This window comes from Streptacidiphilus sp. EB103A, from assembly GCF_041261405.1.
Classification (GTDB): Bacteria; Actinomycetota; Actinomycetes; order Streptomycetales; family Streptomycetaceae; genus Streptacidiphilus.
In genome coordinates this window covers 474,861-498,284 of record NZ_JBGCAQ010000002.1, presented here as the reverse complement: position 1 = coordinate 498,284, position 23,424 = coordinate 474,861, and the positions used below count along the sequence as shown (strand labels likewise).

Here is a 23,424-nt window from a genome sequence, read left to right as displayed (position 1 = left end):
AGGCAAATCTGCCTGCGTTACCAGCCTTCAACCCGCTGACCTGCACCTTCAACCCGACAGGGACTCCAGAGCCCCCGAATTACGCGGAACGCAGGCCTGTGGGCGGCCCGCATCCGGCGGGGTGATCGAGGTACTCGGTGCGATCGGACTGATCCTCCCGCCGCTGAGTGGGATCGCGCCCTGGCTGGCCCTGGCCGCCGCCATCGGATTCGTCGTCCTGCAGCTCGGCGCGACCAGGGTTCAGCTGCGCCGGGGAGACCACCAGGTCGCCTTGAACCTCACGCTCCTGCTGGCTGCGTCCGTGACCACCTGCCTGGCCACGACCTGGCTGTGAGCTCAACCATGGTCCTCGATCATGGTGTCCACCTGAACCAGGCGGGATCGTCGGGCCGGTCAACGCGCCCGCGGGACCCCATCCCTCCAGCGGTGCCGGTCAGTCGGGGGCGAGATAGCTGGTGCTTGCCGTCCAAGCCAGCTTCCTGAGCGCTGGATCGTAGGAGACCGCGGGTGAGCGGGCTGGTGTGTCGCGGATGAAGTACTGGCCGGTGGTCTCGGCGAGTTCGGGTGCCGTGGCGAGGCGGAGTGGCCCCTGCGCGCCTTCGACGGGGGTGAGCAGGGCACGCTGGATCAGTCGCAGCAGCGGCTTGAACGGTCGTGGGAGGAAGTCGTCGACGATGCCGGTGGCCACGAGGCCCGGGTGGACGGCGTTGACCGTGATCCCGCTGTCGGCGAGTTGGTCGGCCAGCTCGTAGCCGCACATGGTCGTCAGCAGTTTCGCCCTCGCGTATGCGGTGAACGCGGTGAAGCCGCGCTCTGGGTTGACCTGGTGCAGATCGCGCAGGTCCTCGGCCGAGAGCTTGACCGGCCGGGGCCAGGGAAGCATCTTGATCTGGCGGGTGTCGGACATGGACTGCGATACGACGTTGACCACACGGGCAGGAGCACCCGCGCGCAGCCGGTCCAGCAACAGGAGAGTCAGGGCGAACCCCGCCAGGTGGTCGACGGCCAGGTGCATCTCGATGCCGTCGGGTGTCACCAGCCGCCTGCGGAAGTGGGCTCCGGCATTGTTGACCAGGATGTGCAGCCGGTCGTGGCGTGCGGTGAACTCCTGCGCGATGCGGTGCAGGTCCTCACGCGAGGCCAGGTCGCCCGCCAGTACCTCGACGCGATCCGCAGCGACGTCCCGCGCGATCAGCTGCCGTACGCGCTCGCCGCGCGCCGGGTCGCGGGCGACGATCACCACGGTCGCACCCATCCGCGCCAGTTCGGTGGCGATCACCAGGCCCATCCCGCCGGTGGCACCGGTGACCATGGCGACCTTCCCGGCCAGGTCCACGGCAGTCACTGCGCGATCCTGGGAAACTGGCGCAGGAACTCGCCCGCTGCCGCTTCGCGCAGCAGGAAGTCCGCGAGGTCGGCGCGGGAGATCGCCGAGGTGAGGCGGATCCGCAGGTCGGTGCCCGTGCGGTAACGGCCGGTGTGCGGGCGGTCGCTGAGTTTGGGCGGCCGGACCACCGTCCAGTCCGCGTCGGACTGCCGGATCAGCGCCTCCATGGCCTCCTTGTCGCGCATCTTGTGGCCAAGCGCGGCCCACAGGGCCAGCGAGTACAGCGACCGGTCGTGCGTCTCGGCAGCGCCGTAGGCACTGACCGCAAGCAGTCGGCGAACCCCTCCCGTACGCATCGCCGCCAGGATCGACCGCGCGCCGTCGGCGCACACCGTGACCGGGCCCCTGGCATTGGTTCCCAAGGCACTGATCACCGCATCCTGGCCGGCCACGACCCGGTCCACCTGCTCCTGGTGCCGCAGGTCAGGCACGGTTTCCATCCTCACGGCCGGGGTCGGGGGCAGGGCGCCGTCCCGCCGAGCGACCGCGGTGACCTCGTGACCAGCGCGCGCCGCCTGCTCAAGAACGGCGCGGCCGGTCCCGCCGGTGGCGCCGAAGACAACGATTTTCATGACCCATCCCATCTATGAGACCTTGTGTCTCATAGACAACGCTGCCACCCGGGCATCTATGAGTCAAATTGCCTCATAGAATGGTTGGCGTGAACGATTCGATGGATCCGCGTGCGGTCCGCAGCCGCGAGGCGATGCTCACGGCAGCCCGCGACCTCCTGCAGCGGGAAGGTCCAGCTGCGGTCACCCATCAGCGGGTGGCCCAGCACGCCGGTGTGGGCAGGGCGACCGTCTACCGGCACTGGCCCGATGCCGAGCAACTGCTGCTGGAGACGTTGAACGGTGTCGCCATGCCGTTCTTCCGCGACCCCGCCACGCCCGTACGCCCATGGCTGCACGGTCAGCTGCGCACCCTGGCCGACGAGATGGCGCTGCCCGCAGTCGCGGCGGTCGCGGTCACCTTGATGCAGGGCGCATTGTGGGAGCCACATATGGCCGGCCGCCGAGACACTCTGGTGGCCACCCTCGCCGAGCAGTTGAGCCGGGCCCTGGAATCGGCCAGGTCCACCGGCGAACTCGACTCCGCATGCGATGCCCTGGACGCGGCAGCACTCCTGGTCGGCCCGATCCTGTTCCGGACAACGATGCAGAGCGGCAAGGTCTCCACTGCGCTGATCGACCACCTGATCGACAGCCTGGGCACCTGGCACTCGCCAGGCGACGACTGAGGCGGCGGGCGACCGTCGATCACCCTTGCCAGGGGGCGGGCCGGAACCACGAGCCGCCCGGGGGCGTGCTGGTGGCAGCGCCCCGGCCGGGACTGCGCGAGGGCGGTGCGGGCGGCCGTGCGGTCGTCGGCATCCGCCCGGGCCAGGCTCCGCAGGGCCAGCATGCCGCCGATTCCCGGTAAGGCCGACAACAGGGTGCGCCGGCGCGTGGAGCTCGGGTCGCGCCAGGTGGCGATGACGCCGTAGAGCCAGGCGCAACCGTGAACCGGTCCGGTCAGCGCGGCGAGGGTGTGCGCGTTCACGGTGGCCATGTTCGTCAGCAGGACGGCAAGGGTGACCAGCCGGTCCTGGCCCCGGCACGAGGCGGGGACCAGGACGGCGTCGGCTCCGGCTGACGAGGGGCATCCAGCAGCCCGGCGGTGCCCGGTACAGGCGCAGCAGCAGGTCCTTGGGCGCCTGGTAGGGCGTCTGCGTGAGCTGGCGCTGTGAGAGCGAGCCCGACCAGACCCTCGTCATCCTGCCTCCTGAGCCGCCTCCCCCCTGCGCCGAGGCCCTTGGCATCCTCGCCAGCTGGACCAGCGCGTCCGCCACCGGGCCACACGCCGCCGAGACGACTGCGGCTCCGGCTCGTCATCCGAACGCGGCGCGGCCCGGGTCAGCAGGGAGCCAGGACCGCGACCTCCCAGCCGAAGCCGACCACCAGGCGACCGTCCTCAGCGGCGGTCCAGTGCCTGGGCGAGTTCGTCGGCGGCTTCGCGCATCCGGACCGAGCAGGCGGCGGCGTCCGGCTCATCGACCCAGCGGCCGAACGCGGTCCGGAAGATGGCGACGCCGACGTTGGCCAGCATGCCTGCCGTCGGCGGGGCGGCTCCACGCTGCTGAAGAGCCGCGTCCAGCGCATCGGAGACCGCGGCGAACTTGGTGCGGCCGCGTTCCTTCAGTTCGGTGCTGCTGTCGACGATCGCCTGTCGCTGTGCGGCGTGCCGGGCGACCCGAGCCGCCACCGTGTCGCCGACCCGCTCAAGGGCGCTGAGCAAGGCTTCGAATGGCGTCAGCCCCGGGTCGGCTTTCAGCACGGCGTCGGCGAGCGCGGCCGGAAGCTGATCCGAGCCGGCGAAGAGGACATCGCGCTTGTCCGCGAAGTAGCGGGAGAACGTGCGACGCGTCACCCCGGCGCGTTCGGTGATCTGGGTGACCGTGACGTTCTCGTAGCCGTGCTCCAGAAACAGCGCCAGCGCGGCCTCGCGCAGCCGATCCTCCGTTCCCTGCTCCCATCGCGGCATATCTGGATTCTAGCAGTGATGACTCATTGGGACATCAAGTGCTACGGTGATGTCTCAATGAGTCATCACCTTGGCGAATCCAGGAGGAGCACCATGGCACTCACCGGTCAGCGCATCGTCATCATCGGCGGAAGTTCCGGCATGGGACTGGCGACGGCCCGCGCGGCCGCGGAAGCCGGCGCCGTCGTCACCATCGCCTCGAGCCGCAAGGAGCGCATCGATGCCGCTCTCGCCGAACTGCCCGCCTCATGCGACGGCGCCGCACTGGACGTGCGCGACGAGGCAGCCGTCGCCGACCTGTTCGCCCGCGTCGGCGAACTCGACCACGTGCTGTTCACCGCCGGCGACCAGCCCGATCTCCGCGCACTCGCGGAACTCCCCCTCGACCAGGCCCGCCGCACCTTCGATGTGCGGTTCTGGGGAGCGATCGCCGTCGCCAAGCACGCGGCCCCGCGCATCCGTCCCGGCGGCTCCATCACCCTCACGTCAGGGACGGTCGGCGTCCGCCCGGTCCCCGGCGCCGCCCTCGCCTCCGCCGGGTCCGCCGCCACCGAGGGCCTCACCCGCGGACTGGCCCTCGATCTCGCCCCCGTCCGCGTCAACGCCGTCCGCTGTGGCGCCGTCCGCACCCCGCTGTGGGACGCCGTTCCCGAACCCCGGCGCGCGGCTCTGTTCGACAGCCTGGCGCGCCGCGCCCTCACCGGTGCGATCGGTGAGCCGAGGCAGATCGCGGCAGCCAACCTGTATCTGATGAAGAACCGGTTCGTCACCGGCACCGTGCTCACCGTCGACGGCGGCTTGATACTGACCGGAAGCTGACGCGAGCGGCTCGGCTCCCGGTCGCGGTCGTGACCTGACGCCGTGTCACGCAGAGCAGGCCGAGTGGCCCCGACGGTCTTGTCGGGAGACGGTTGTCCGCCCTCCAGCGGCCATCGGCCCCGGTTACCTGTCACCGCCCGACTCCCTGTCGTCAGGCGGTTTCCTTGACAGCAGGTTCCTCAAGGGCAGGTTCTTCGGGAGCGGCTTCCTCGATGACGTGGGAGTCGGTGAGGCTCAGCGCGCCGCCCGCCGCGATCAGTCCGACCACGACGGCGAGGAGCGCGTAGGTGATCCGTTCGCCGTGGAAGAACGACTCGACGAGCTCGCTGCTCCAAGTGCCGGCCGGGAGCTGGGTGGTGACCAGGGCGGCAATCATCGTGCCGACCACTGCGGTTCCGATGCTGGATCCGACCTCCTGGGCTGTGTCGTTCACAGCAGCACCGATGGAGGTGCGGTTGCCGGGCATCGCGTCGACGAGGGCGACCGCGCAGATCGTCATGACGGTGCGCAGCCCCACGGTCATGAGCACCATGCAGACGGCGATGGTGGCGTATCCGTGGTCGACCGCCCAGGACAGGCCTGCCAGTGAGCCCGCCAGGCAGGCCGCGCCGACCAGGCAGGCAATGCGGTGGCCGAACCTGTGTGCAAGCCACTCGGACACGGGGGTCGCGCCGATCATTGTCACGATGATCGGCAAGTTGGCCAGGCCGGCTCGCACCGGGCTCCATCCGTAGGCGTACTGGAAGTGCAGGATCAGCCCGAACATCACGCTGGCCATCGCGATGGAGGTGCCGATCTGGGCGATGGCGGCGCCGCGGACGGTGCCGTTGGAGAACAGGCGCGGATCCAGCATGGGTGCTGCGCTGCGGCGCTCGTGGCGCACGAACGCGATCGCGGCCGCAACAGCGCCCACGATGGACGCGAGTGTGATCACCGAGAGCCAGCCGTGCTCAACACCGCTGGTCAGCGAGTAGCAGGCGAGCCCGATGGTGCTGATGCTCAGGGCGGCACCGGGCAGGTCGAGTGCGTCGTCGGTCAGGTCCTGCGGCCGGTCGGCCGGGACCCCGAGTCGAACGCCGATGCATGCGAGCACGGCGATCGGGGCGTTGACGACCAGCAGCCACTGCCAGTGCACATGGGCCAGCGCGGTGCCGCCGAGCAGCGGCCCCAGGACGAACCCTGACATGCCGACGACGATCATCACCGTCATGGCGCGCATCTGCAGGGCCTTGTCGTCGAACAGTCGGAAGACCAGTGAGTTCGTGATCGGGGCCATCGCCGCGGCGGCGATGCCCAGTGCGGCGCGCAGCGCGATGAGTTCGCCTGCTGTGGTGACGAGGACGACGCACAGGCTGAGCGAGCCGAACACGGCCAGTCCGACCAGGAGCACCCGGCGGCGGCCGAGCCGGTCGGCCATCGACCCGGCGGTCAGTAGCAGGCCGCCGAAGGTCAGCGAGTACGCCCCGGTGACCCACTGCAGCGCGGTCGTCCCGCTGCCGAGGTCGCGCCCGATCGTGGGCAGCGCGATCGACAGCAGGGTGTTGTCGACCATCTCGACGAAGAAGGCCAGGCAGAGAGCGGCCAGGGGCATCCACGCCGCGCGCAGGGACGGGTAGGTGCGTGACGGGCTCTGAAGCGTGGCGGTAGTCATGACAGTCCTCCGATCGAACGTGGTTCGACTATCGAACAACGTACGATGCGGTACGATAGAACAACGTTCGATACTGTGCAAGGGGAGAGAGGAGGCGCGCGATGGCACGCCTGCAGAACCGTTCCAGCGAGGGCCGCCGACGGGCCTCGCATTCGATGGAGTCCGTGCTCACCGAAGCGGTGGCCCTGCTCGACGAGGCGGGGGCACCGGCGCTCACGTTCCGGGCCCTGGCTCAGCGCCTGGGCGGCGGCGTCGCCAGCATCTACTGGTACGTCGCAAGCAAGGACGAACTGCTCGACCGCGCCACCGACCACGTGATCGGCACGGTACTGGCCGACATCGAAGGGCTTCCCGGCAGCGACGACCCGATCGACGACCTTCGCGCGATGGCCGTCACACTGTTCCACGCGATCGTGGACCGACCCTGGCTAGACGCCTACTTCATGCGCAACACCGGCGTCCAGAGCAACTCCCTACGCCTGTACGAAAGACTCGGCCAGGAAACCCTCCGACTCAATCTCAATGCACGCCAGCGGTTCCACGCAGTGTCGGCGATCGTGGGGGTCGTCGTCGGCTCCGCCATCGACTTGGGACAAGAACCACCCCAAGAGGTCCTCGACGGCGCTGTGGACCGCGACGAATTCCTCGGCCGCTACGCGAAGGCCTGGCGCCAGCTGGACCCCGAAGACTTCCCGTTCGTGCACGAGATCGTCGACGAGTTCGACGGCCACGACGACGTCGACCAATTCCGCTCTGCACTGGAACTGACCCTGACCGGCCTGCGCCTGCAAGCCGGAGCCTGAGCAGCTCACGTTCCCTACGGCGCCACCGCAGCACGCCGAGTGCGCGTGAACGGCGCGATGATCTGCCACTGTGCGCCGACGTCCTTCTGGGCACGGACGCCGGCTGCTCCCCCGTCTTCGCGGTCGTCGTCGCCTTCGACTCAAGCCGCGCCGCAGCGGGGAGGCGGCCAGCGCTCCCGTCCAGGCCCACGTTCAACTTCGACGACCGGGCCGCCACTGCGATCCGCTGCGGCGCCAGCGGGGTTCCTGTTCAAGAACACCACCCCGGCCATGCTCATCGACGCCATCCACACCGTCCACGCCGGCAACGCCGTGCTGGCGCCGCAGGACCTGGGAGCGCTGCTGGAGGGGCGGTTCCGGGCGCGCACCGGTGCCGCCCGGCTACGAGGCGCTCACCGACAAGGAACGGGAGATCCTCCGGGCCGTGACCCGAGGTCCGAGCAACGCCGAGACCCCCAGCAGGTCTTCGCCGACGAGTCCACGGTGAAGACCCGTGTCGGCGGCATCCTGCGCAAACTCGACCTGCGGGATCGGGTGCAGATCGTGGTCTTCGCACACGAGCACGGCCTGGCCGCCTGACCACTGTCCCTGTTCGACCGGGCAACGCCGGTCTGCCGTCACTACACCGCATCTCGGCTGCCCCCGTCGCCGCCCAGGACCGCGCGGGACCTGATCCGCGGCCCGGTCAGGAGCGGAGGAGTGTTAGAAAGCCCTGGTGACCGATCATCCTCAGCAGCCCTCGACCGTACGCGTGTTCATTGCACTCGCCCCGCCCGACCACGCGAAGGACGAGTTGGCGGACGCCCTTCAGCCCGCCTACGAGAAGTACCCCCACCTGCGGTGGAACCGGATCGAGGACTGGCACATCACCCTGGCGTTTCTCGGCGAGCTCCCGGTGACGGCCGTCCCGGTCCTGCGGCCGGTGCTCGCCCAGCTGGCCGCGTCTCGCCCACCCCTGAACCTGGGCCTGAACGGCGGCGGCCACTTCGACCAGCGCCTGCTGTGGAGCGGGATCCAGGGTGAACTCGAAGGACTCCACCTGCTCGCCGATGACGTCCGGAACCTGGTGCGGACCTGCGGGGTCACGTTCCAGGAGCGCCCACTGCGCCCCCACCTGACGTTGGCTCGGGCACGCCGGAATGAGCAGGCCGACATTCCGTCGGCGGCTGCGGGCCTCGCCGACTTCGCCGGCCGCCCATGGCAAGCCGAGCGCCTCCACCTGGTAGGGAGCAACATCGGCCGCGGCCCGGGCGCCATCCGCTACCGCGACATCGCGGCCTGGCGATTCGGCGGCCGGACCTGACCGGGCCGCTGCCGTGCCGGCGAGCCGCCGGCGTCGACGGCACGCCCGCCCGGACCTGGTCCGCGCCGGCCTGCGCTGTCGCGCGCGGCTCGATGTCAGTGGGCGCGGTTGGGCTCGGTTCGACCATGGAGTCCGAGTGAGGGGCGTGCAAAGGCGGCGAAGGAGAGAGCGAATGTCTCCGAGAGGGACGTCGGCCCGGTCCGGGTCGAGGCCGATCTGCCCGGGAACCACGGGTGGTCGGACGGAGACATGCCAGCTCGCTCGATGCCGCACAGCGCCTCGTTGAACGCGTCAAAGGCATGGGCGAGATAGGAACGCGGTCATCCCGCGCTCGCTCTTTCCTAGCGCCGCTCCAGTACGTCCCGGAGTAGGTTCTCGAGCGTGACGCGGGCCAACTCGTGTCTCAGGCTCTCCTCGATGCCCTCGTAGACGCCCTGCATCGCCGGCTGGATGCCGTGACCCACTACGCATCCCTGGTCCGGGGTGGTGCGGTGCATCGCGAACAGCGGGCCGGGTTCCACTGCCTCGTACGCGCTGACCACGGACCTGCGGACCGTCAGCGCCCTGACCGGCCCGACGGTCCTCGAGCCGGTGATCGCCGGTGTGACCGCGCGCTCACAGGGGCGGGCACAGTGTCGCCGGTCGGGCGCCTGTCCATGGGTGAGTGGGGCTGCCGCATGGACAGGCGTGACGGTGGGCCTCAAGCCGCTTCGAGGAAGGGGTAGTCGGTGTAGCCCTCGGCGCCCGGCCCGTAGAACAGTTCCGGCCGCGGCTCGTTCTCCGGGTGGCCACCCTGCCAGCGCTCGACCAGGTCGGGGTTGGCGATGAGGGCCCGGCCCACGGCCACGGCGTCGGCGTGGTCGGCCTCGATCTGCTGGAGCGCCTGCTCGCGGGTGGTGTGCCCGCCGAAGGGGCCGTTGTTGACGATCAGCTTGCCGTCGAAGCGCCGCCGCAGCTCCTGTACCAGGTCGCCGCCCGGCTCGGTGTGCAGTACGGAGAGGTAGGCCAGGCCCAGCGGGCGCAGTTGGTCGAGCAGGGTGCCGTAGGTGGCCAGGACGTCGTCCCGGTCGGTCTCGAAGACGTCCCCGAAGTCGACCTCCGGCGAGATCCGCAGCGCGACCCGCTCGGCACCGACGGCCTGGGCGACCGCCGTGACGACCTCGACGACGAAGCGGGCGCGGTTGTTCGGCGAGCCGCCGTATCCATCGGTGCGCTGGTTGGCCGCCGGGGAGAGGAACTGATGGAGCAGGTAGCCGTTGGCGCCGTGGATTTCCACGCCGTCCGCTCCCGCCTCGATGGCCCGGCGGGCCGCGGCGACGAAGTCCTCCAGGGCTGCACGGATCTCTGCGGTGGTCATCGCTTCCGGTACGGGGTAGGGCTGCTGGCCCTTCTCGGTGAACGTCTCGCCGGTCCTGGCGATCGCGCTGGGGGCGAGGATGCGGCGGCCGCCGTTGATGTCGGGGTGGGTTTGGCGGCCGGCGTGCATGATCTGCAGGACGATGCGGCCGCCCTCGGCGTGCACCGCCTCGAACACCCGCTGCCAGCCGACCGCCTGCTCGTCGGTGGCGATGCCCGGCTCACCGACATACCCCTGCGACGCGTGGTCGGGATAGGTGCCCTCGGCGATGATCATTCCGACGCTCGCCCGCTGCCGGTAGTACTCGACCATGAGGTCCCCGGGGATGCCGGAGGAACCGGCCCGGACCCGGGTCATCGGCGCCATGACGACGCGGTTGGCGAGCTCGATCTTCCCGAGAGAAACGGGGGAGAAAAGCGGCGGGACGGGCGAGACTTCCGCAATGTTGATAGTCATGATTTTCTTTCTGCAATACAGAGGGAAACGGGATGAAGGTCTGCGACGCAGGGCGTCTACGCTGTCCCGGCGGAGGCGCGGATGCGGTCCTCAGGCAGGTGCGGGCCCGCTGACGGTGACGCGGCTCCAGGACCGCGATCGGGGTGTGGGTGGTGTTGGCGGCGAACGCAGTGACGTATGCCGTCGGCGTCGGTGTCGACGCCGGCCAAACGCAACCACCCGCCGGAGTACGGGTGTTCGCTCCCCGCACACGATCCGCAGCCAGCCAGGTCACGAAGTCACGGGCGCCGCCGCCGGAGTCGGTACGGATCGGTGTCTGCAGGCCGCGCCGCGACCGACGCCCTCGACGCGCCCCCGCGAAGAGGACCGATACCTGGCTTCACCTGGAACGCGCTTCCGGCGGTGGCGGGAACAGCGATCTTAGCGATCCTCGTTCTCACCGAGCTGAGGCACTTCCGCCGGCCGATCGCCGATCGGGCAGCCTGCTTCACGAAAGCGCGAGGCTAGCTGAGCGGTACGTCCGCGACACCCTTGAGGTGGCTGAACGTCTCGAGGGAGTACCGGCCGTGGTACCGGCCCGTGCCGCTTTCGCCGACGCCGCCGAAAGGCAGGCCGGGCATGAGCAGTTGCATCACCGGCTGGCCCCAGGCGACGCCGCCGGAGGACGTCTCGTTCACCAGGCGCGACTTGGTGGCCTCGGACTCGGTGAAGGCGTAGAGCGCGAGGGGCTTGTCGCGTTCGTTGATGAAGGCAATGGCGGCGTCGAGGTCTGCGACTTCCACGACGGCGAGGATCGGACCGAAGATCTCCTCCTGCATGACCGGCGATGCGGGGTCGACATCGGTGAGCACCGTCGGTGCGATGAACAGGTCGTCGCGGTCGTGCTGGCCTCCCACCGCCGACCGGCCGGAGGCCAGCAGAGCGGTGAGCCGGTCGAAGTGCCGCTCGTTGATGATCCGGCCGAAGCCGGCCGCGGTGTGCGGGCTGGTGCCGAACTGGGCGTCGACCGCCGCGCGGAGGGCGGGAACCAGTGCGGCGGCGGTGGCAGGATCGGCCAGAACGTAGTCGGGGGCTATGCACTGCTGCCCCGCGTTGCCGAACTTGGCGCCGACCAGCCGCTTGGCGGTCTCGTCCACGTCCGCGTCGGGTGCCACGAAGACCGGTGACTTGCCTCCGAGTTCGAGCGTGACGGGGGTGAGGTTCTTGGCGGCTGCGGCCATGACGATCCGGCCGACGGTGCCGTTGCCGGTGTAGAAGATGTGGTCGAAGCGTTGTGCCAGGAGGGCCGTGGTCTCCTCGGCGCCCCCCTCGACCACGGTGAGCACGTCGGCGTCGAAGTACTGTCGCAGGAGGCGTGAAGCGACGGCCGATGTGTGCACCGAGATCTCGCTCGGCTTGGCCACCACGGTGTTCCCGGCGGCCAGTGCGCCGATGATGGGGTCGATGAGAAGATGCAGCGGGAAATTCCACGGAGCGATCACCAGGACGACCCCGAGCGGGTCGTACGTGGTGTAGGCGGTTGTCGTGGGACCGAAGTGGGCGGGAACCTCCACCGGGTGGGGCTGAAGCCAGTTCTCGAGATTCGCCAGCGTCTCGTCGATGTCGGCGACGGTGAAGTCGATCTCCTGCGTCTTCGCCTCGGCGGGGTTCTTCCTCAGGTCCGCCCAGAGCGCTTCGATCAGCTCCTGCTCGTTCTCGACCAGCAGTGCCCGCAGCCGCTGCAGCTGGCTGACGCGCCAGTCCAGTCCGCGGGTGACGCCGGTGTTGAACGTCGCACGAAGGCGGCCGACCACCTCCGCGGCCGTTTCGCTCTGGCGCGTCCTCGACTCGGTCCCCTGTGTTGCGGTCATAGGGTGTGCTCCGTTCTTGATGCAAGCCACGCCCCGGCTGCCTTCCAGCCGGGCACAGTCTCCAGCGTGCTGGACGATCCGGTATTCACCCAGGTCACGGCTTTGCCTATGCCCGCGATGCCTACCACTGGCTGGGTCAGGCTGGTGTGCGTCCGACCGGGGATACTCGAGGCATGGACGAATACCCCGAACCGGTGCACGAGCCCGCCGCCGGCGCTCTGGACCCGCGTGCCGAGCTCAGCGAGTTCCTGCGCACCCGGCGGGCCCGGCTGAAGCCGGAGGACGTGGGCCTGCCGGACTTCGGACGGTACCGGCGGGTGCCGGGGCTGCGCCGCGAGGAGCTGGCGCAGCTGGCCGGAGTGTCGATGGCGTACTACACGCGGCTGGAACAGGGCAACGGGCAGCACGTGTCGGCGGACGTCCTCGACGCCATCGCCCGCGCGCTCAGGCTGAGCGACGCCGAGCACGCCCACCTCACGCACCTGGCGAAGCCGAAACAGCAGAAGAAGAAGCTGGCCGGCCGCGCCCAGCAGGTGCGGGGCCCCCTGCGGACGCTGCTGGACACCATGGACGGCGTCCCCGCGCTCCTCGTGGGGCGGCGCTCGGACATCCTCGCCTGGAACCGGATGGCCGCGGCGGTCTTCGGCGACTGGGCCGAGCTGCCGGCGCACGAGCGGAACTGGGCACGGCTGGTCTTCCTGCATCCCGAGTACCGCGACCTGTTCGTGGACTGGGAGCACAAAGCGAACAACGTCGTCGCTCAGCTGCGCATGGACGCCGGCTCCCATCCGGACGACCCCCGGCTGTCCGCGCTGGTGGGCGAACTCTCCCTGAAGAGCGAGGAGTTCCGGCGGCTCTGGGCCACCCGCGACGTCAAGGACAAGTGCGACGGCATCCAGCGCCTGCACCACCCGCTCGTCGGCGAACTCGACCTCCACCCCGAGTCGTTCCACCTTGCCGACGACCACGAACAGACGCTGGCGACGTACCACGCCGAACCCGGTTCCCCGTCGGCGGAGGCACTACGACTGCTGGCCAGCTGGGGCACCGACGCGACACGGGCGGGAGCCGGGATGCCGCCGGCACGCACGGCTTGATGAACAGTTGATCATCGGTAGTTGGCTGTGCGCCACGCCCAGCGTCCTTTCGCACGCCGGACGCCTCCGGGGGCGGTGCCGGATTCAGGACGGCGCGGGCGATCCCGGGCTAACTGGCTGATTACAGCTTTGGCCAGCTGCCCAACGCGAGGTTCGCGACTTGCAGCAGCTCAGGGCGGGAACTACCACTCGCGGCCTGGACGGCAATCCCATTGGCGACCGTCCTCAGGTAGAGCGCAAGAAGATGAGGATCTGTGGAAGGCGGAAGGTCACCGGCGTCCACCGCCTGTTGAAACCGGCGCGTCAAGTGGGCTATCCCATCCTCACGCCAGGCGATGAGTGCGTCTCGGACTTGGCGGCTCTCATCCCCGGTAGCCAACGCACCCTGCACGCCAAGACAGCCCGTGGGGAACCCCGGCATGGTTACCGCCTCGACCGTCCCGTGGAGCACAGCAGTAGCCACTGCTCCACTGGTGGGCTCTGCCAGAGCTCGAGCGAAGTAGGAGGTCAAGCCCTCGGTGTACCGCTCCAGCGCCTTGTAGAAGAGGTCTTCTTTGCTGCCGAACGCCCTGTACAGGCTGGGGCGGCTGATACCCATCGCTTCGGTGAGGTCGTCAAGGCTGGCGCCCTCGAAACCCTTTGACCAGAACACCAGGACTGCACGATCGAGCGCCTCGTCGATGTCGAACGCGCGAGGCCTGCCACGAGGGACCGGTGTCGTCGAGAACATTCCTTCATCCTACCCCTTCGGTACCGCTCGGTACGGATGTGCTATCGTATTTCGTACCAACCGGTACGGTATACGGAGAGGCGACATCATGTCACAGACCGTCCTCATCACTGGCGGAACCTCAGGCATCGGCTTGAGCCTCGCGCAATCCTTCCTGGAGCTCGGGGCGTCTGTCGTCGTTTGCGGGCGTTCGCAGGCTGCGCTTGACCGATTCGCGCAGGCACACCCGCAGGCGCTGGCCGTGCAGGCTGATGTGACGGACGCAGCTGATCGGGCAGCGTTGTTGCAAACAGTCGCTGATCGCTTCGGGCGTTTGGACGTATTGGTCAACAACGCCGGTACGTTCGAGGAACGAGATTTTGCTTCCGGTAAGAACCCCAATGCGACTCTCGATGCCGAGGTGGCGTTGAACCTCACCGCCCCCATCCACTTGACGGGGGAAGTGCTCGAGCGATGGCCATCGCCCGACGCGATCGTATTCATCACCTCGGGGTTCGCTCTGGTCTCGCCCACTCGCGCACCTACCCACGGCGCGGTGAAAGCTGGCCTGCACGGCTTCGCGGACGGCTTGCGCCGTCAACTCGCCCCGCAGGGTCACACCCATGTCCTCGAGGTCCTCCCACCGTCTACGGACACGCCCATGAACGCCGAAGCCACGGGGAAGAAACTGACTCCCGCACAGGTGGCGGCGGTCACGATGAAAGCGCTTCGGCGGGGGCGGAACATGGCATTCCCCGGTCAGACGAAAGCCATGCCCGCCATGCTGCGCATCGCGCCGGGCACACTACGACGCGTCGTCGCCGAGCTCTGAACCCCGTCGACCCGATCACCCAGGGTGTCCGCTCCGAGGACCGACTGCGCTGGTTCAAGGACGCGGAGGTCTCCCTCGCCGCGGCCGCCCCCCAAGGTCGACGGGCGGTTGGGCGAGGTCCTGCAGCGGTGCAGTGCGCTGCTGGCGCCGTCGGGCGTCCTGCCGGCGCAGTACGGCGACCTGGTTCTGCAGGCCCTGGTCACCGATCAGTTCGGCGTCAACGACGACCAGGCCGACGACGAACGTGAGGCTGCCGTCGAACAGATGCGCCATGACCTCGGCGTCCAGGTCTCCATCGTCCTCGCGGAGACGCTGAAGGCGTGGGCCCGCACCGGTGCCTCGATGCCGGCGGCCGCGGGCGTCACGCTGCTGAGGCGCCACCCCAGTCCCGTGAGCACGGGGCAAGGGTTCAGCAGTACCCGGTTTGCGGGGTGCCCCAGTCGGAGCCGGTTCCGTAATACCAGTACGTGCCGGCCGCGTAGCCGGGATTGCAGCCGTAGAGCGACGCCTGGGCCTGCCACGCATCCGGATTCGCATGGTGGATCTCGACGGGGTAGGAGTACACGTCCTTGCGGTTCGTCAGCCCCTCCTCCGCGCCCTGATCGCTGGAGTTGGTCGCGTATAGCCGGACAATAACCGCGCTGTTCGGATACTCGTACTGGAACCAGCCGGACCACTGGAAGTGCGCGCGGGCATCGACGACACCGCCGCCACAGTTCTGGTACTCCTGCTCGACCTGACCGGCGTAGACATACTGGCTGATGGTGTTGTCGTAGAAGTACAAGTTGGCAGGCGAGCCGACGTTGTTCCACGTGGCCCCGCAGTCGCCGTCCGCATGGGCGGTGCTGGCCGTACCGACCAGCCCTGCGGCGGCCACGGTAAGGCCTGCCGCCATGGTGACTGCGAGGCGCTTGAATCGAGCCATTGTGTCCCCCCTGAGCGTGGTGAACTGCCCTCAGGTCGCGACCCTAAGGCAACGCACAGGAAGCGGAACAGCGCGGAATGCGCCATGCCGCTGGCAGAGAAAGTCTTCGGACCGACAGCGCGACTACTCTGCCAATCGTGCCCGACACCCTGTTCCCCGCCGCCGCGCCCTGGCGGTCTCAGTCACCTGCGGATCCGCGGCATGGACCAGGACCCGGACTTCGCGGCAGCTGGCCTGCTGCCGATCGGGCAGGGCCTCGATGTAGGCGTCGACGCGTGAGTCAGTGGGGTGGGGCATGGTCGCTCCACCGTATCCAGCGCATCCGGGATCGGCCTGCGGAACCGCCGTATCGCTGGATTGCAGTGATTTCGGCTCGGCCGACGCGCACGTCACGCAGGTCGGGGTTGTGCTTGTAGAGGTGCCGGGGCTGAATCCGAGCATCTGGGTCGTCGTCTGGAGCGCATGGAGGGAGGGGTGTGGTGCGGTCGGTGGTGCGGGAGGTGTGGCAGCGGGGGCGCGAGGTGGAGGTGATGCAGCGGTCGATGGCATTCTCCGCACTGTTTCTGGTGACGCTGATGCCGTTGCTGGTGGTGATCGCGGCGGCATCGGTCACGCGGGGCAGCGGGCTGGCGCAGTGGATCACCGACGCGATGGGACTGTCCGGGAACGGGGCCAGGGCCGTACGAGAGCTGTTCACCACCCGCGGCCAGACGCTGAGTACCACCACGGCCGCCAGCGTCGCCGGGGTCGCCGTGTTCGGCATCTCGTTGATGGCCTCGGTCCAGGGGGCGTTCGAACGGATCTGGGAACTGCCCAGGGGCCCGTGGCACAGCGCCGCACGCCAGACCGTCGGCCTGGCCGGCCTGGTCGCCTACATCCTGGCTGCAGCGTGGAGCGGCCAGCCAGGGCAGCACAGCGCCGTTCAACCCGGCCTGCACATCGCAGTGACCGTGCTCGGCGGGATCTTGCTGTTCTGGTGGCTGCAGCGGCTGCTGCTCACCGCCCGCGTGCCATGGACCGCCCTACTGCCCGGGGCGGTGGCCACCATGGCGGCGCTGGTGGGCCTGTGGTTCTTCTCCTCCTACGTGCTGGCGCCGCTGCTGGTGGCCAATGCCCTGTCCTACGGCACCATCGGCACCGTCCTGGTCGTGCTCTCCTGGCTCGTCGGCGTCGGCTACACCATCTACGCCGGCGCCCTCCTCGGCCGTGTTCTCGCCCACCCGACCGGCCACACCCCGCAGCCGTAAGGGCACGTGCCGAACAGACCCCGGCGTGAGACGCATCGAGGTGGACGTCGCGCTCACCACGTTCTGCGATCCCGGCGGGCTCTCGGGCTTCTTCCGAGCACGACTGGCCGCCCAGGAGCGCGGGGTGTCGTTGTACCTGGTCCGAGTGCCGCCGTACCTGGGACGCCTTCTCGATACAACGGGCCTGAGGCCCCTGCTGTACCTGCGGAAGGATCCACCGTGACGCGATGACCCCGCACCGTCGTGGAATGACTGAAGCCGGGGTGAGACCGTGGCGGAGTCCCCTCACCCTTCCGCGACACCTTCCTCACCTTCCCCCGACCTGGTGAAAGTAGGTGCCTTTCCCGACGTTGGGATGCTCCGGGGATGCGTCGAACCCTCACGTGGTTGTTCACGGTGTGCCGGTTCCAGGCGCGTGCACGGGGAGAGCAGGGGCCGTGCGTACGGTCTGTCCGTATCCATGCAGGTCAATGTGCCTGTTTGGACTTCCGGACGGAGGGCAGGAGCGGCGTTAGGAGGATGATGACTATGGGTCCGGTACTTCTTGTTCTACTGCTCGCTCTGATCCTGGGCGGCGCTGGCTTCGCACTGCACGTGTTGTGGTGGATCGCGATCGTGGTCCTGGTCCTGTGGGCTCTGGGCTTCCTGTTCCGCGGCGCGAGTTCCGGCGGCGGCAGGGGCCGCTGGTACCGCTGGTAGCTGCCTGGATCGCAAGCCGCTGCGCCGTCCACCCCTGGTGGGCGGCGCAGCGGCACATCTACGCCCCGGACGGGCTGCACGGCTCTGTCGGCGCCGCGCGCGACTTCGCCGCAGTGTTCCTGCGCTTCGGCGCCGAGATGACCCAGTCCGAGATCGGCGCCCTCCTCGGCATCTCCCAGTTGCACGTCTCCCGCCTTCCTTTCCGCGCCCTCGGACAGCTGCGGAACCAGCCTCTGACCCAGGACTGATCATGTCGCCGCCGCCCGCACTGCCATCAAGCAGCACGAGCGATCCGGGCCCCGCAACGACGCCCGGGCCGCCGGCCGTCTCGGCTACGCGGCCGCAGATGCTGGGGGAAGGCGACGGCAGGACACCGGGCGCCGGGGGTCCTGGTGGACACTGCTGACGAGCATGCGTACCTCGTCACGGTCGCTGATCTCCGCGCGCACGATGCCCGTCTCATCGCAGTACACGGGATGGCCTCCCGGGCCTGTGGCCTGGGTACGCCGCACCACCACGGTGTCCTCATGACCGCGCACGTCACCTGGGGCCGGGGCGGCGAAGACCAGCTGCCGCGCATCGGTATCCGCATCGTATGCCCTCATGGCGATCCTCCCGACTCGTCGCTCATCACTCATCGCTGCACCTGTAGAGCGTTGCCTCGCGCCTCCTGCTCCGCCGTTCCCACACACTGGATACTGCCAAATCCTTCCCACATATACCCGTGTGGCCTGATATGACCCCTGATCCCGGAAACCAACCGCACGAAGCCCAGCCGCGGAGCTGCGGAGGATTTCAGCCGACCACGACCGACGCCGCGCGACAGGAGACCGACGGAGGGATTCTTCTGGACAGCTGCTGATCAGTCGGGTTTCGGGAAGGCTCATCGAGCACCTGCCGACGATGCGGAAGACGAACTGCTACGCGGCGAAACTGCCGGCCAGCTTCTGGAGCCGGTCGAGCGTGGGCGTGAAGAAGTTCACGACAGCGGTGGCGGTGTACTCGGGCTGGGTGGTCACCCCGGCGTCCTTCGCGGTGGGCAGTAGCTGCTCACGGACGAAGGTCTCGAAGCCTTCCAGGTCTTCCCACACTTCCACGATCCGCATGCCAGCCGGAGTGGGCGCGGCAACATGCAGAAAGATGCCCTCGGCCGGTGCGCCTTGCACGCCCATCCGGGCAACGATCTCGTCATAGTTCGCCTTGGTGTTACCGGCCCAGTCCATCACGATGAGAACAGCCATCGTCCAACTCCTTCATGACATCGAGCCGCTTGTAACGGCCCGTGATGAGACCACGCTAGGCGCGCCGATCCGACCGGCAGGGCGCTCGGACGCGACAGAGTGCGGACTAAACACGCCACCGACATCGTTGGCCCTGCCATGGGTCGTCACCTGACTGCACCTGGCGCTGAAATCAGCGACCGCCAACCGGATCGGGCTGTCGCGGAACGCAGCGCCGACCGGGAGACCGTCGCCGATACCGTGTCGTCCCATCTGAGCCGTCTGGTGCTGGATGTCGCGCATCGCCAGGGCGTCGCAGAAGCCGACATCGCTCACCTGCCAGGTTTCGCCTCGGATGCGCTGTCTGACGACCTGGTTCGGCCGCCAACTGCCTCACTGCTGCGCTTGTGGGAGCTGATGACCGCCGCCGTGCCCGAGCCCGGCCTGGGATTACAAGTCGCCGAACGCGCCGACTTGGGCCGACTGCACATCTGGGACTATCTGTTCACCAGCGGCACCACTTTGACCGAAGGCGCCCGCCAAGCCGCCAGATACCTGCGGCTCGTCGTCGATCCGTCGGCCACCATGACGGTCGTCGACAACGGGGCCCAGCTCACGATCGGCTACAGCTCTGAGGCGCCCTGGACGCAGGCCGCGGCACCGATCCACGAGTTCATCCTGGCGTTGATCCTGCGCCGCTGCCGGGAAGCCATCGACCGGCCCATCGTCCCCCTCCACGTCGGTTTCGCGCACGACGCGCCGCTCACTCGCCGGCATCTCACTCAAGCCTTCGGGACCGGCCACCTCGACTTCGCCGCACCCGTCAACTCCATCACCTTCCTGGCCGCCGACATCCCTGCGGCCCGGCCGGTGGATTCCGAGTTGGCCAGGATCCTCAACCGGTACGCGGACATGGCAGCGTCCCGATCCAGACCGGTCCCGAGCTGGAGAGACAGGTTCGACGGCGCCTTGGCCACCGCACTCGCCGACGCGACCCCCTCGCTCGCCGAGGTCGCGGTTCGACTGGCCATCAGCCCGCGAACGCTGCAACGCCGGCTGAGCGAAGGTGGCACCACCTGGCAGCAAGAGCTCGACAGCGCCCGCCGCGAACGCGCCCTACAACTTCTGAGCGACCCCCGACTGTCCATGCACACGGTCTCTGCCCGTCTCGGCTACACCGACACGCGGTCCTTGCGTCGAGCCATCAGCCGTTGGAACGCCGCCGCCGCGGAGACGGACCAACTCCAACCGGGAAGGGATCACGCCAGGCGCTGGGGCGCTCGCGAGGCGGGCTGACCTGGGCGGAGCGGCCCGGCCCCGCTCGCTCCTCGTCGTGACGGGCGGGGCGGGCCACTTTTCCTGGCCGGGCTGTGGTCCGCCCCGGGACCGGCATTGCTCGGTGCTTCACGCCCTGGATTGGCGGGCGCGAGTGGTCACGCCTTGGCGGCTGCCCGACGGCGCAGGAGGGCCAAGCCGCCCAGCAGGGCGGCCGCAGCGGTGAGTCCGGCTCCGAGCGCGAGCTCCCGCGTGTCGCCGGCCCTGACGCCGCCACCGCGACCCGCGCCCACCGGTCCGTTGACCGCGGAGAGTGCGACCACCTGGTGCATGCCCAGGAACGCGTGCGGGACGCCGGTCTTGTCGTCCGGGACGAAGCACTCGAGCGAGTAGCTGCCCGCCGGCGGGGAGAAGTGCAGCAGTTCGGTCCGTCCCGGCGAGATGCCCCCGGCGCCGCGCATGCCCTGTTCCGCGAAAGGGTTGCCGGTGGGCTTCTGGTTCTGTCCCACGGCGTTGAAGAACGTCTGGACGGCCGTGTCGGTCACGCCCGGGTTGACGCGCTGGAAGACCGCCTCGTGGATCTCGTCCGCCTGATTGGAGATCAGGAAGGTGCCCGCGGTGTTCAGCGTGGACGGGGCGGTGAAGCGGGGCCGGCCGTTGACCGTGGTCTGGACGATCTCCTGGTCGTGGGCCGGAGTGTCGCTGTCGAAGGCCCCGGTGACCTGCATGGTCTGCAGGGTCACCTGGTGGCCCGGAGTGAACAGCTGGTTGAAGTCCAGGAAGTAGTAGGTGCCTGCGGTGAGCGGGATGGTGACCTGGACCGGGGTGGCCGGGTCCACCGTGGCGCCGCCGACGGCCGTGATGTCCTTCGTGGCGGCGGTGATCCCGGCGGCCGAGACCGACGGTGTGGTGGAGGTGGCCTGCTTCAGGTCCTGGAGCGCCTTGGCCTGGGTCACGCCGGCGTTCAGCCGGAAGCCCTGCAGGGCGTGGCCCGTCGGGTCCGCGGTGGTCGTGGCGAAGGTGACGAACCCGGCGTTCACCTGCGCCGGAAGCGTGAATCCGGAATTCGACATGGCGACGTTGACCGTCTGCGGCTGTCGGTCGTGCCGCGGGGCGTACAGAGCGGGAGAACGCAGGGCGGCTGCGTGCGCCGCGCCGGGCAGGGCGGCCAGGGACAGTACCGGCAGTGCTGTCAGCGCCGCGATTGCTGCGGCGGCGCGCAGGCGGGCCTGGTCCCGGCCGCTGATGGATAGGTGCAGAGGTGTCACAGGGTCGTCCTTTCGAGGGCGGAGAGGTCCGCGGTACTCGAAACCTATGACGCAAATCACACTAACTCATACTTATTACCTCCAAATGGCTATCGCGTGCCAGCCACCCGAGCGGAGCGGCCACCCGCGCAGTCGCGGAAGAGACCGAACATGCCGATGCCGCGTGCGACCGACGTGGACCTGCTCTCCTCCAGACCGGTCGTCAGACGGCTGCTCGACCCCGCCGAACGGGGCATCAGCGCGCGTCCCGGCGCAGCGATCCGTCTCGGATTCCTTGGCCGACCGTGCATCCGATAGGGCGACCGGGAGCCGGGTCGGAAGGGAGTTCGGAAGGACCCCTGTCCAGCCGGCCGGTGTCGGCGAAGAACTCCTTGTCGATGGCCTCGGCATGCAGGCCGGTCGCTCGGGCCGCGCCCGGGGGTCCGGCCGTTCTCAGGACAGGGGCGCCTCTGCGGCGAGGCCGACCAGGGACTGGTAGGCGGCGTGACTCAGGAGGCTTGAGTCATAGATGGCGGTGAGGCGGCTGATCCTGCCGGTCTTGTCGAGTTCGACGCAGGTGTGGCCGCGGCGCATCGGGGCCGCGGCCGGGGCGGCCGACCACTCGTAGCCGCCACCCTGGCGGCTGCCCTCGGCGTGAACCAGGGTGGCGCCCGGGCCGTACGGGAGCTGACGGAGCGCTCGCGTGTAGTACCGCTGGGCCTGGAGCGCGCCACGGACGCGGGTGTGCGCGGCCATGTCCTCGTGGACCACGTCGTAGGACATCAGGGCGACGGCCCCGGCGGCGTCGCCCGCCGCGAATGCGGCCTGGAGCGCTTGGGCCGCCTGGACGACGGCGGGGTCCGCGTTCTGCTCGGAGTCGCTGAAGTCGGCGGGGTAGGTGCTGGCGACGGTGTTCTGGATCATGGAGCTGCGGCCGTCCCAGTAGTCGACCCAGCGGGTGATCCTGCGGTTGTTGTCGAAGGTGACGGTGGACAGGGCGCGGATCTCCTGACCGAAGAACGCGGGGGTGTCCACGAACTCGACTGCGGCGCTTCGCGCATCGCCGACGATACGCAGTGGATAGGAGATCGCCCCGGCAGGCGCGCTCGCGAAAAAGGGGGTGAAGAAGTCGTTCAGCGCCTGCCAGCCGGTCATGGTGACGCCCAGGCAGGCATCGATGTAGACGGTGTTCGCCGAGGAGAAGTAGGACATGAAGTCGGCGGCGTCGTGGTTGCTCTTGGCCGTGAGGATGCCGCGGAAGACTGCGGCGATCTCGGGAGTGCAGTGGGACGTGTCCGTGACACCGGACGGGTACGGGAGCTGCCGCGTGCTGTTGGCCGCTGCGGTGGCCGCGCGCGCCGCTCCGGCCGCGAGCACCCCGGAGGCACCGAGAGCCGCAGCCGTCCCGGCCATGGCCCCGGTGCGGAGCATCGTCCGCCTCGTGGTTCCTCGCTGATCCAAGTGGTCCATCAGTTATGTCCTTTCCGCATCGGATGATTCAGAGATTGCGATGTCACTCCGTGGGCAGGGACGCCACCAGGTCGAACTCGTTGCCCTCCGGGTCGGCGAAGGTGGTCCAGCGGACCGCCGGCTTCTCGGCGTGGGCGACGGGTGTGGCGCCGAGGTCAGTCAGCCGCTTGCTTTCGGCCTCGAACTCGTCGGTCCACAGGTCGAGGTGGAGGCGGTTCTTGACCGACTTGGCCTCCGGGACCTTCCAGAAGGCGAGCTTCGGGCCGCTGGTCGGGTCGATGGCGTCGATCGCGGCGCTCTCGGTGGTCGCGCCCGGGTTGACCGGGCGGCGGAGCACCTTCGACCAGAAAGCGGCGAGGGAGGCGGCGTCGGCGACGTCGATGCTGAGGCCGATGACAGACGTGGTCATGCTTGCTTCCTTTTCTGCGTGATGCCGAAGTCCAGTACCGCTGCTACGCGGTCGTGGCCGGCTGGGGCGTGACGACGAGTTCGCGGGCGCCACCGCCGGTGAGGCGTTTCCGGCAGGCCGTGATCCGAGCCTGCGCTCGGCGCCC

The 23,424-nt window shown here is 69.0% G+C and carries 26 protein-coding genes and 2 pseudogenes; 13 read left to right on the top strand and 15 right to left on the bottom strand.

What is annotated here, in order from left to right; genetic code table 11:
• Window positions 1-118 precede the first annotated feature (118 nt).
• A pseudogene (locus ABH941_RS05210) lies at window positions 119-334 on the top strand (DoxX family protein); the annotation flags it as partial.
• Window positions 335-433: 99 nt separating this feature from the next.
• Here the strand turns inward: ABH941_RS05210 and ABH941_RS05205 are convergent.
• Both ABH941_RS05205 and ABH941_RS05200 read right to left on the bottom strand, forming a co-directional pair.
• A complete protein-coding gene (locus ABH941_RS05205; protein ID WP_370127372.1) occupies window positions 434-1,345 on the bottom strand; it encodes an SDR family NAD(P)-dependent oxidoreductase in 912 nt (303 codons plus the stop codon).
• Window positions 1,342-1,959: an NAD(P)-dependent oxidoreductase gene (locus tag ABH941_RS05200; RefSeq protein ID WP_370127371.1), complete on the bottom strand. Its 618-nt coding sequence runs from the start codon at window positions 1,957-1,959 to the stop codon at window positions 1,342-1,344. Before ABH941_RS05200 ends, ABH941_RS05205 begins: the two co-directional genes overlap by 4 nt.
• Window positions 1,960-2,048: 89 nt before the next feature.
• On the opposite strand from ABH941_RS05200, the gene ABH941_RS05195 reads away from it, so the two are divergent.
• A complete protein-coding gene (locus ABH941_RS05195; RefSeq protein WP_370127370.1) occupies window positions 2,049-2,627 on the top strand; it encodes a TetR/AcrR family transcriptional regulator in 579 nt (192 codons plus the stop codon).
• 713 nt (window positions 2,628-3,340) lie between these two features.
• On the opposite strand, the gene ABH941_RS05190 is transcribed toward ABH941_RS05195, so the two are convergent.
• Window positions 3,341-3,910, bottom strand: a complete 570-nt coding sequence (locus ABH941_RS05190) for a TetR/AcrR family transcriptional regulator (RefSeq protein WP_370127369.1) — start codon at window positions 3,908-3,910, stop codon at window positions 3,341-3,343.
• Between the two features lie 93 nt (window positions 3,911-4,003).
• Between ABH941_RS05190 and ABH941_RS05185 the strand changes: the two genes are divergently transcribed.
• Window positions 4,004-4,729: an SDR family oxidoreductase gene (locus ABH941_RS05185; RefSeq protein WP_370127368.1), complete on the top strand. Its 726-nt coding sequence runs from the start codon at window positions 4,004-4,006 to the stop codon at window positions 4,727-4,729.
• Between the two features lie 151 nt (window positions 4,730-4,880).
• Here the strand turns inward: ABH941_RS05185 and ABH941_RS05180 are convergent, their stop codons facing one another.
• On the bottom strand, window positions 4,881-6,380 hold the full coding sequence (locus tag ABH941_RS05180) for an MFS transporter (RefSeq protein WP_370127367.1): 1,500 nt from the start codon (window positions 6,378-6,380) through the stop codon (window positions 4,881-4,883).
• Window positions 6,381-6,535: 155 nt separating this feature from the next.
• Between ABH941_RS05180 and ABH941_RS05175 the strand changes: the two genes are divergently transcribed.
• From ABH941_RS05175 to thpR, 3 genes are all read left to right on the top strand, one after another.
• Entirely contained in the window at window positions 6,536-7,183 is a 648-nt protein-coding gene (locus ABH941_RS05175) for a TetR/AcrR family transcriptional regulator (RefSeq protein WP_370127386.1), read from the top strand.
• A gap of 270 nt (window positions 7,184-7,453) precedes the next feature.
• Window positions 7,454-7,762: a hypothetical protein gene (locus ABH941_RS05170; protein WP_370127366.1), complete on the top strand. Its 309-nt coding sequence runs from the start codon at window positions 7,454-7,456 to the stop codon at window positions 7,760-7,762.
• A gap of 136 nt (window positions 7,763-7,898) precedes the next feature.
• The gene (gene thpR / locus ABH941_RS05165; protein ID WP_370127365.1) at window positions 7,899-8,486 is read left to right on the top strand and encodes an RNA 2',3'-cyclic phosphodiesterase; all 588 of its coding nucleotides are present in this window, start codon (window positions 7,899-7,901) and stop codon (window positions 8,484-8,486) included.
• A 341-nt stretch (window positions 8,487-8,827) separates the two neighbouring features.
• On the opposite strand, the pseudogene ABH941_RS05160 reads toward thpR, so the two are convergent.
• The 3 genes and pseudogenes from ABH941_RS05160 to ABH941_RS05150 all read right to left on the bottom strand — a co-directional run.
• Window positions 8,828-9,019 (bottom strand): annotated as a pseudogene (locus tag ABH941_RS05160) (transcriptional regulator); the annotation flags it as partial.
• 167 nt (window positions 9,020-9,186) lie between these two features.
• Window positions 9,187-10,299 carry an alkene reductase gene (locus ABH941_RS05155; protein ID WP_370127364.1) on the bottom strand — a complete coding sequence of 371 codons (1,113 nt, stop codon included), beginning with the start codon at window positions 10,297-10,299 and terminating at the stop codon, window positions 9,187-9,189.
• Window positions 10,300-10,802: 503 nt separating this feature from the next.
• Window positions 10,803-12,149, bottom strand: a complete 1,347-nt coding sequence (locus ABH941_RS05150; RefSeq protein ID WP_370127363.1) for an aldehyde dehydrogenase family protein — start codon at window positions 12,147-12,149, stop codon at window positions 10,803-10,805.
• A 173-nt stretch (window positions 12,150-12,322) separates the two neighbouring features.
• On the opposite strand from ABH941_RS05150, the gene ABH941_RS05145 reads away from it, so the two are divergent.
• Window positions 12,323-13,246 carry a helix-turn-helix transcriptional regulator gene (locus ABH941_RS05145; RefSeq protein WP_370127362.1) on the top strand — a complete coding sequence of 308 codons (924 nt, stop codon included), beginning with the start codon at window positions 12,323-12,325 and terminating at the stop codon, window positions 13,244-13,246.
• A 121-nt stretch (window positions 13,247-13,367) separates the two neighbouring features.
• Here ABH941_RS05145 and ABH941_RS05140 read toward each other — a convergent pair whose 3' ends face one another.
• Window positions 13,368-13,976 carry a TetR/AcrR family transcriptional regulator gene (locus ABH941_RS05140; protein ID WP_370127361.1) on the bottom strand — a complete coding sequence of 203 codons (609 nt, stop codon included), beginning with the start codon at window positions 13,974-13,976 and terminating at the stop codon, window positions 13,368-13,370.
• An 88-nt stretch (window positions 13,977-14,064) separates the two neighbouring features.
• Here ABH941_RS05140 and ABH941_RS05135 point away from each other — a divergent pair, with 88 nt between their 5' ends.
• Window positions 14,065-14,787: an SDR family NAD(P)-dependent oxidoreductase gene (locus tag ABH941_RS05135; RefSeq protein WP_370127360.1), complete on the top strand. Its 723-nt coding sequence runs from the start codon at window positions 14,065-14,067 to the stop codon at window positions 14,785-14,787.
• Between the two features lie 54 nt (window positions 14,788-14,841).
• On the opposite strand, the gene ABH941_RS05130 is transcribed toward ABH941_RS05135, so the two are convergent.
• A complete protein-coding gene (locus tag ABH941_RS05130) occupies window positions 14,842-15,060 on the bottom strand; it encodes a hypothetical protein (protein WP_370127359.1) in 219 nt (72 codons plus the stop codon).
• A 136-nt stretch (window positions 15,061-15,196) separates the two neighbouring features.
• Window positions 15,197-15,712 carry a hypothetical protein gene (locus ABH941_RS05125; RefSeq protein WP_370127358.1) on the bottom strand — a complete coding sequence of 172 codons (516 nt, stop codon included), beginning with the start codon at window positions 15,710-15,712 and terminating at the stop codon, window positions 15,197-15,199.
• Between the two features lie 479 nt (window positions 15,713-16,191).
• On the opposite strand from ABH941_RS05125, the gene ABH941_RS05120 reads away from it, so the two are divergent.
• The 4 genes from ABH941_RS05120 to ABH941_RS05105 all read left to right on the top strand — a co-directional run bounded on the left by ABH941_RS05120 (window position 16,192) and on the right by ABH941_RS05105 (window position 17,906).
• A complete protein-coding gene (locus ABH941_RS05120) occupies window positions 16,192-16,959 on the top strand; it encodes a YhjD/YihY/BrkB family envelope integrity protein (RefSeq protein WP_370127357.1) in 768 nt (255 codons plus the stop codon).
• 25 nt (window positions 16,960-16,984) lie between these two features.
• Window positions 16,985-17,182 carry an STAS domain-containing protein gene (locus tag ABH941_RS05115; protein WP_370127356.1) on the top strand — a complete coding sequence of 66 codons (198 nt, stop codon included), beginning with the start codon at window positions 16,985-16,987 and terminating at the stop codon, window positions 17,180-17,182.
• Between the two features lie 305 nt (window positions 17,183-17,487).
• Complete coding sequence (locus ABH941_RS05110; RefSeq protein WP_370127385.1) at window positions 17,488-17,658, top strand: hydrophobic protein; 171 nt, start codon at window positions 17,488-17,490, stop codon at window positions 17,656-17,658.
• A complete protein-coding gene (locus ABH941_RS05105) occupies window positions 17,589-17,906 on the top strand; it encodes a sigma factor-like helix-turn-helix DNA-binding protein (protein ID WP_370127355.1) in 318 nt (105 codons plus the stop codon). Before ABH941_RS05110 ends, ABH941_RS05105 begins: the two co-directional genes overlap by 70 nt.
• 84 nt (window positions 17,907-17,990) lie before the next feature.
• Here ABH941_RS05105 and ABH941_RS05100 read toward each other — a convergent pair whose 3' ends face one another.
• Window positions 17,991-18,263, bottom strand: coding sequence for a DUF6296 family protein (locus ABH941_RS05100; RefSeq protein ID WP_370127354.1), 273 nt, complete (start codon window positions 18,261-18,263; stop codon window positions 17,991-17,993).
• 315 nt (window positions 18,264-18,578) lie between these two features.
• Complete coding sequence (locus ABH941_RS05095) at window positions 18,579-18,899, bottom strand: hypothetical protein (RefSeq protein ID WP_370127353.1); 321 nt, start codon at window positions 18,897-18,899, stop codon at window positions 18,579-18,581.
• Between the two features lie 138 nt (window positions 18,900-19,037).
• Here ABH941_RS05095 and ABH941_RS05090 point away from each other — a divergent pair, with 138 nt between their 5' ends.
• On the top strand, window positions 19,038-20,174 hold the full coding sequence (locus tag ABH941_RS05090; protein WP_370127352.1) for an AraC family transcriptional regulator ligand-binding domain-containing protein: 1,137 nt from the start codon (window positions 19,038-19,040) through the stop codon (window positions 20,172-20,174).
• 137 nt (window positions 20,175-20,311) lie between these two features.
• On the opposite strand, the gene ABH941_RS05085 is transcribed toward ABH941_RS05090, so the two are convergent.
• The 3 genes from ABH941_RS05085 to ABH941_RS05075 all read right to left on the bottom strand — a co-directional run bounded on the left by ABH941_RS05085 (window position 20,312) and on the right by ABH941_RS05075 (window position 23,279).
• On the bottom strand, window positions 20,312-21,421 hold the full coding sequence (locus ABH941_RS05085; protein ID WP_370127351.1) for a hypothetical protein: 1,110 nt from the start codon (window positions 21,419-21,421) through the stop codon (window positions 20,312-20,314).
• A gap of 432 nt (window positions 21,422-21,853) precedes the next feature.
• Window positions 21,854-22,870 carry a hypothetical protein gene (locus ABH941_RS05080; protein WP_370127350.1) on the bottom strand — a complete coding sequence of 339 codons (1,017 nt, stop codon included), beginning with the start codon at window positions 22,868-22,870 and terminating at the stop codon, window positions 21,854-21,856.
• A 43-nt stretch (window positions 22,871-22,913) separates the two neighbouring features.
• The gene (locus ABH941_RS05075; protein ID WP_370127349.1) at window positions 22,914-23,279 is read right to left on the bottom strand and encodes a VOC family protein; all 366 of its coding nucleotides are present in this window, start codon (window positions 23,277-23,279) and stop codon (window positions 22,914-22,916) included.
• Window positions 23,280-23,424: the final 145 nt, after the last annotated feature.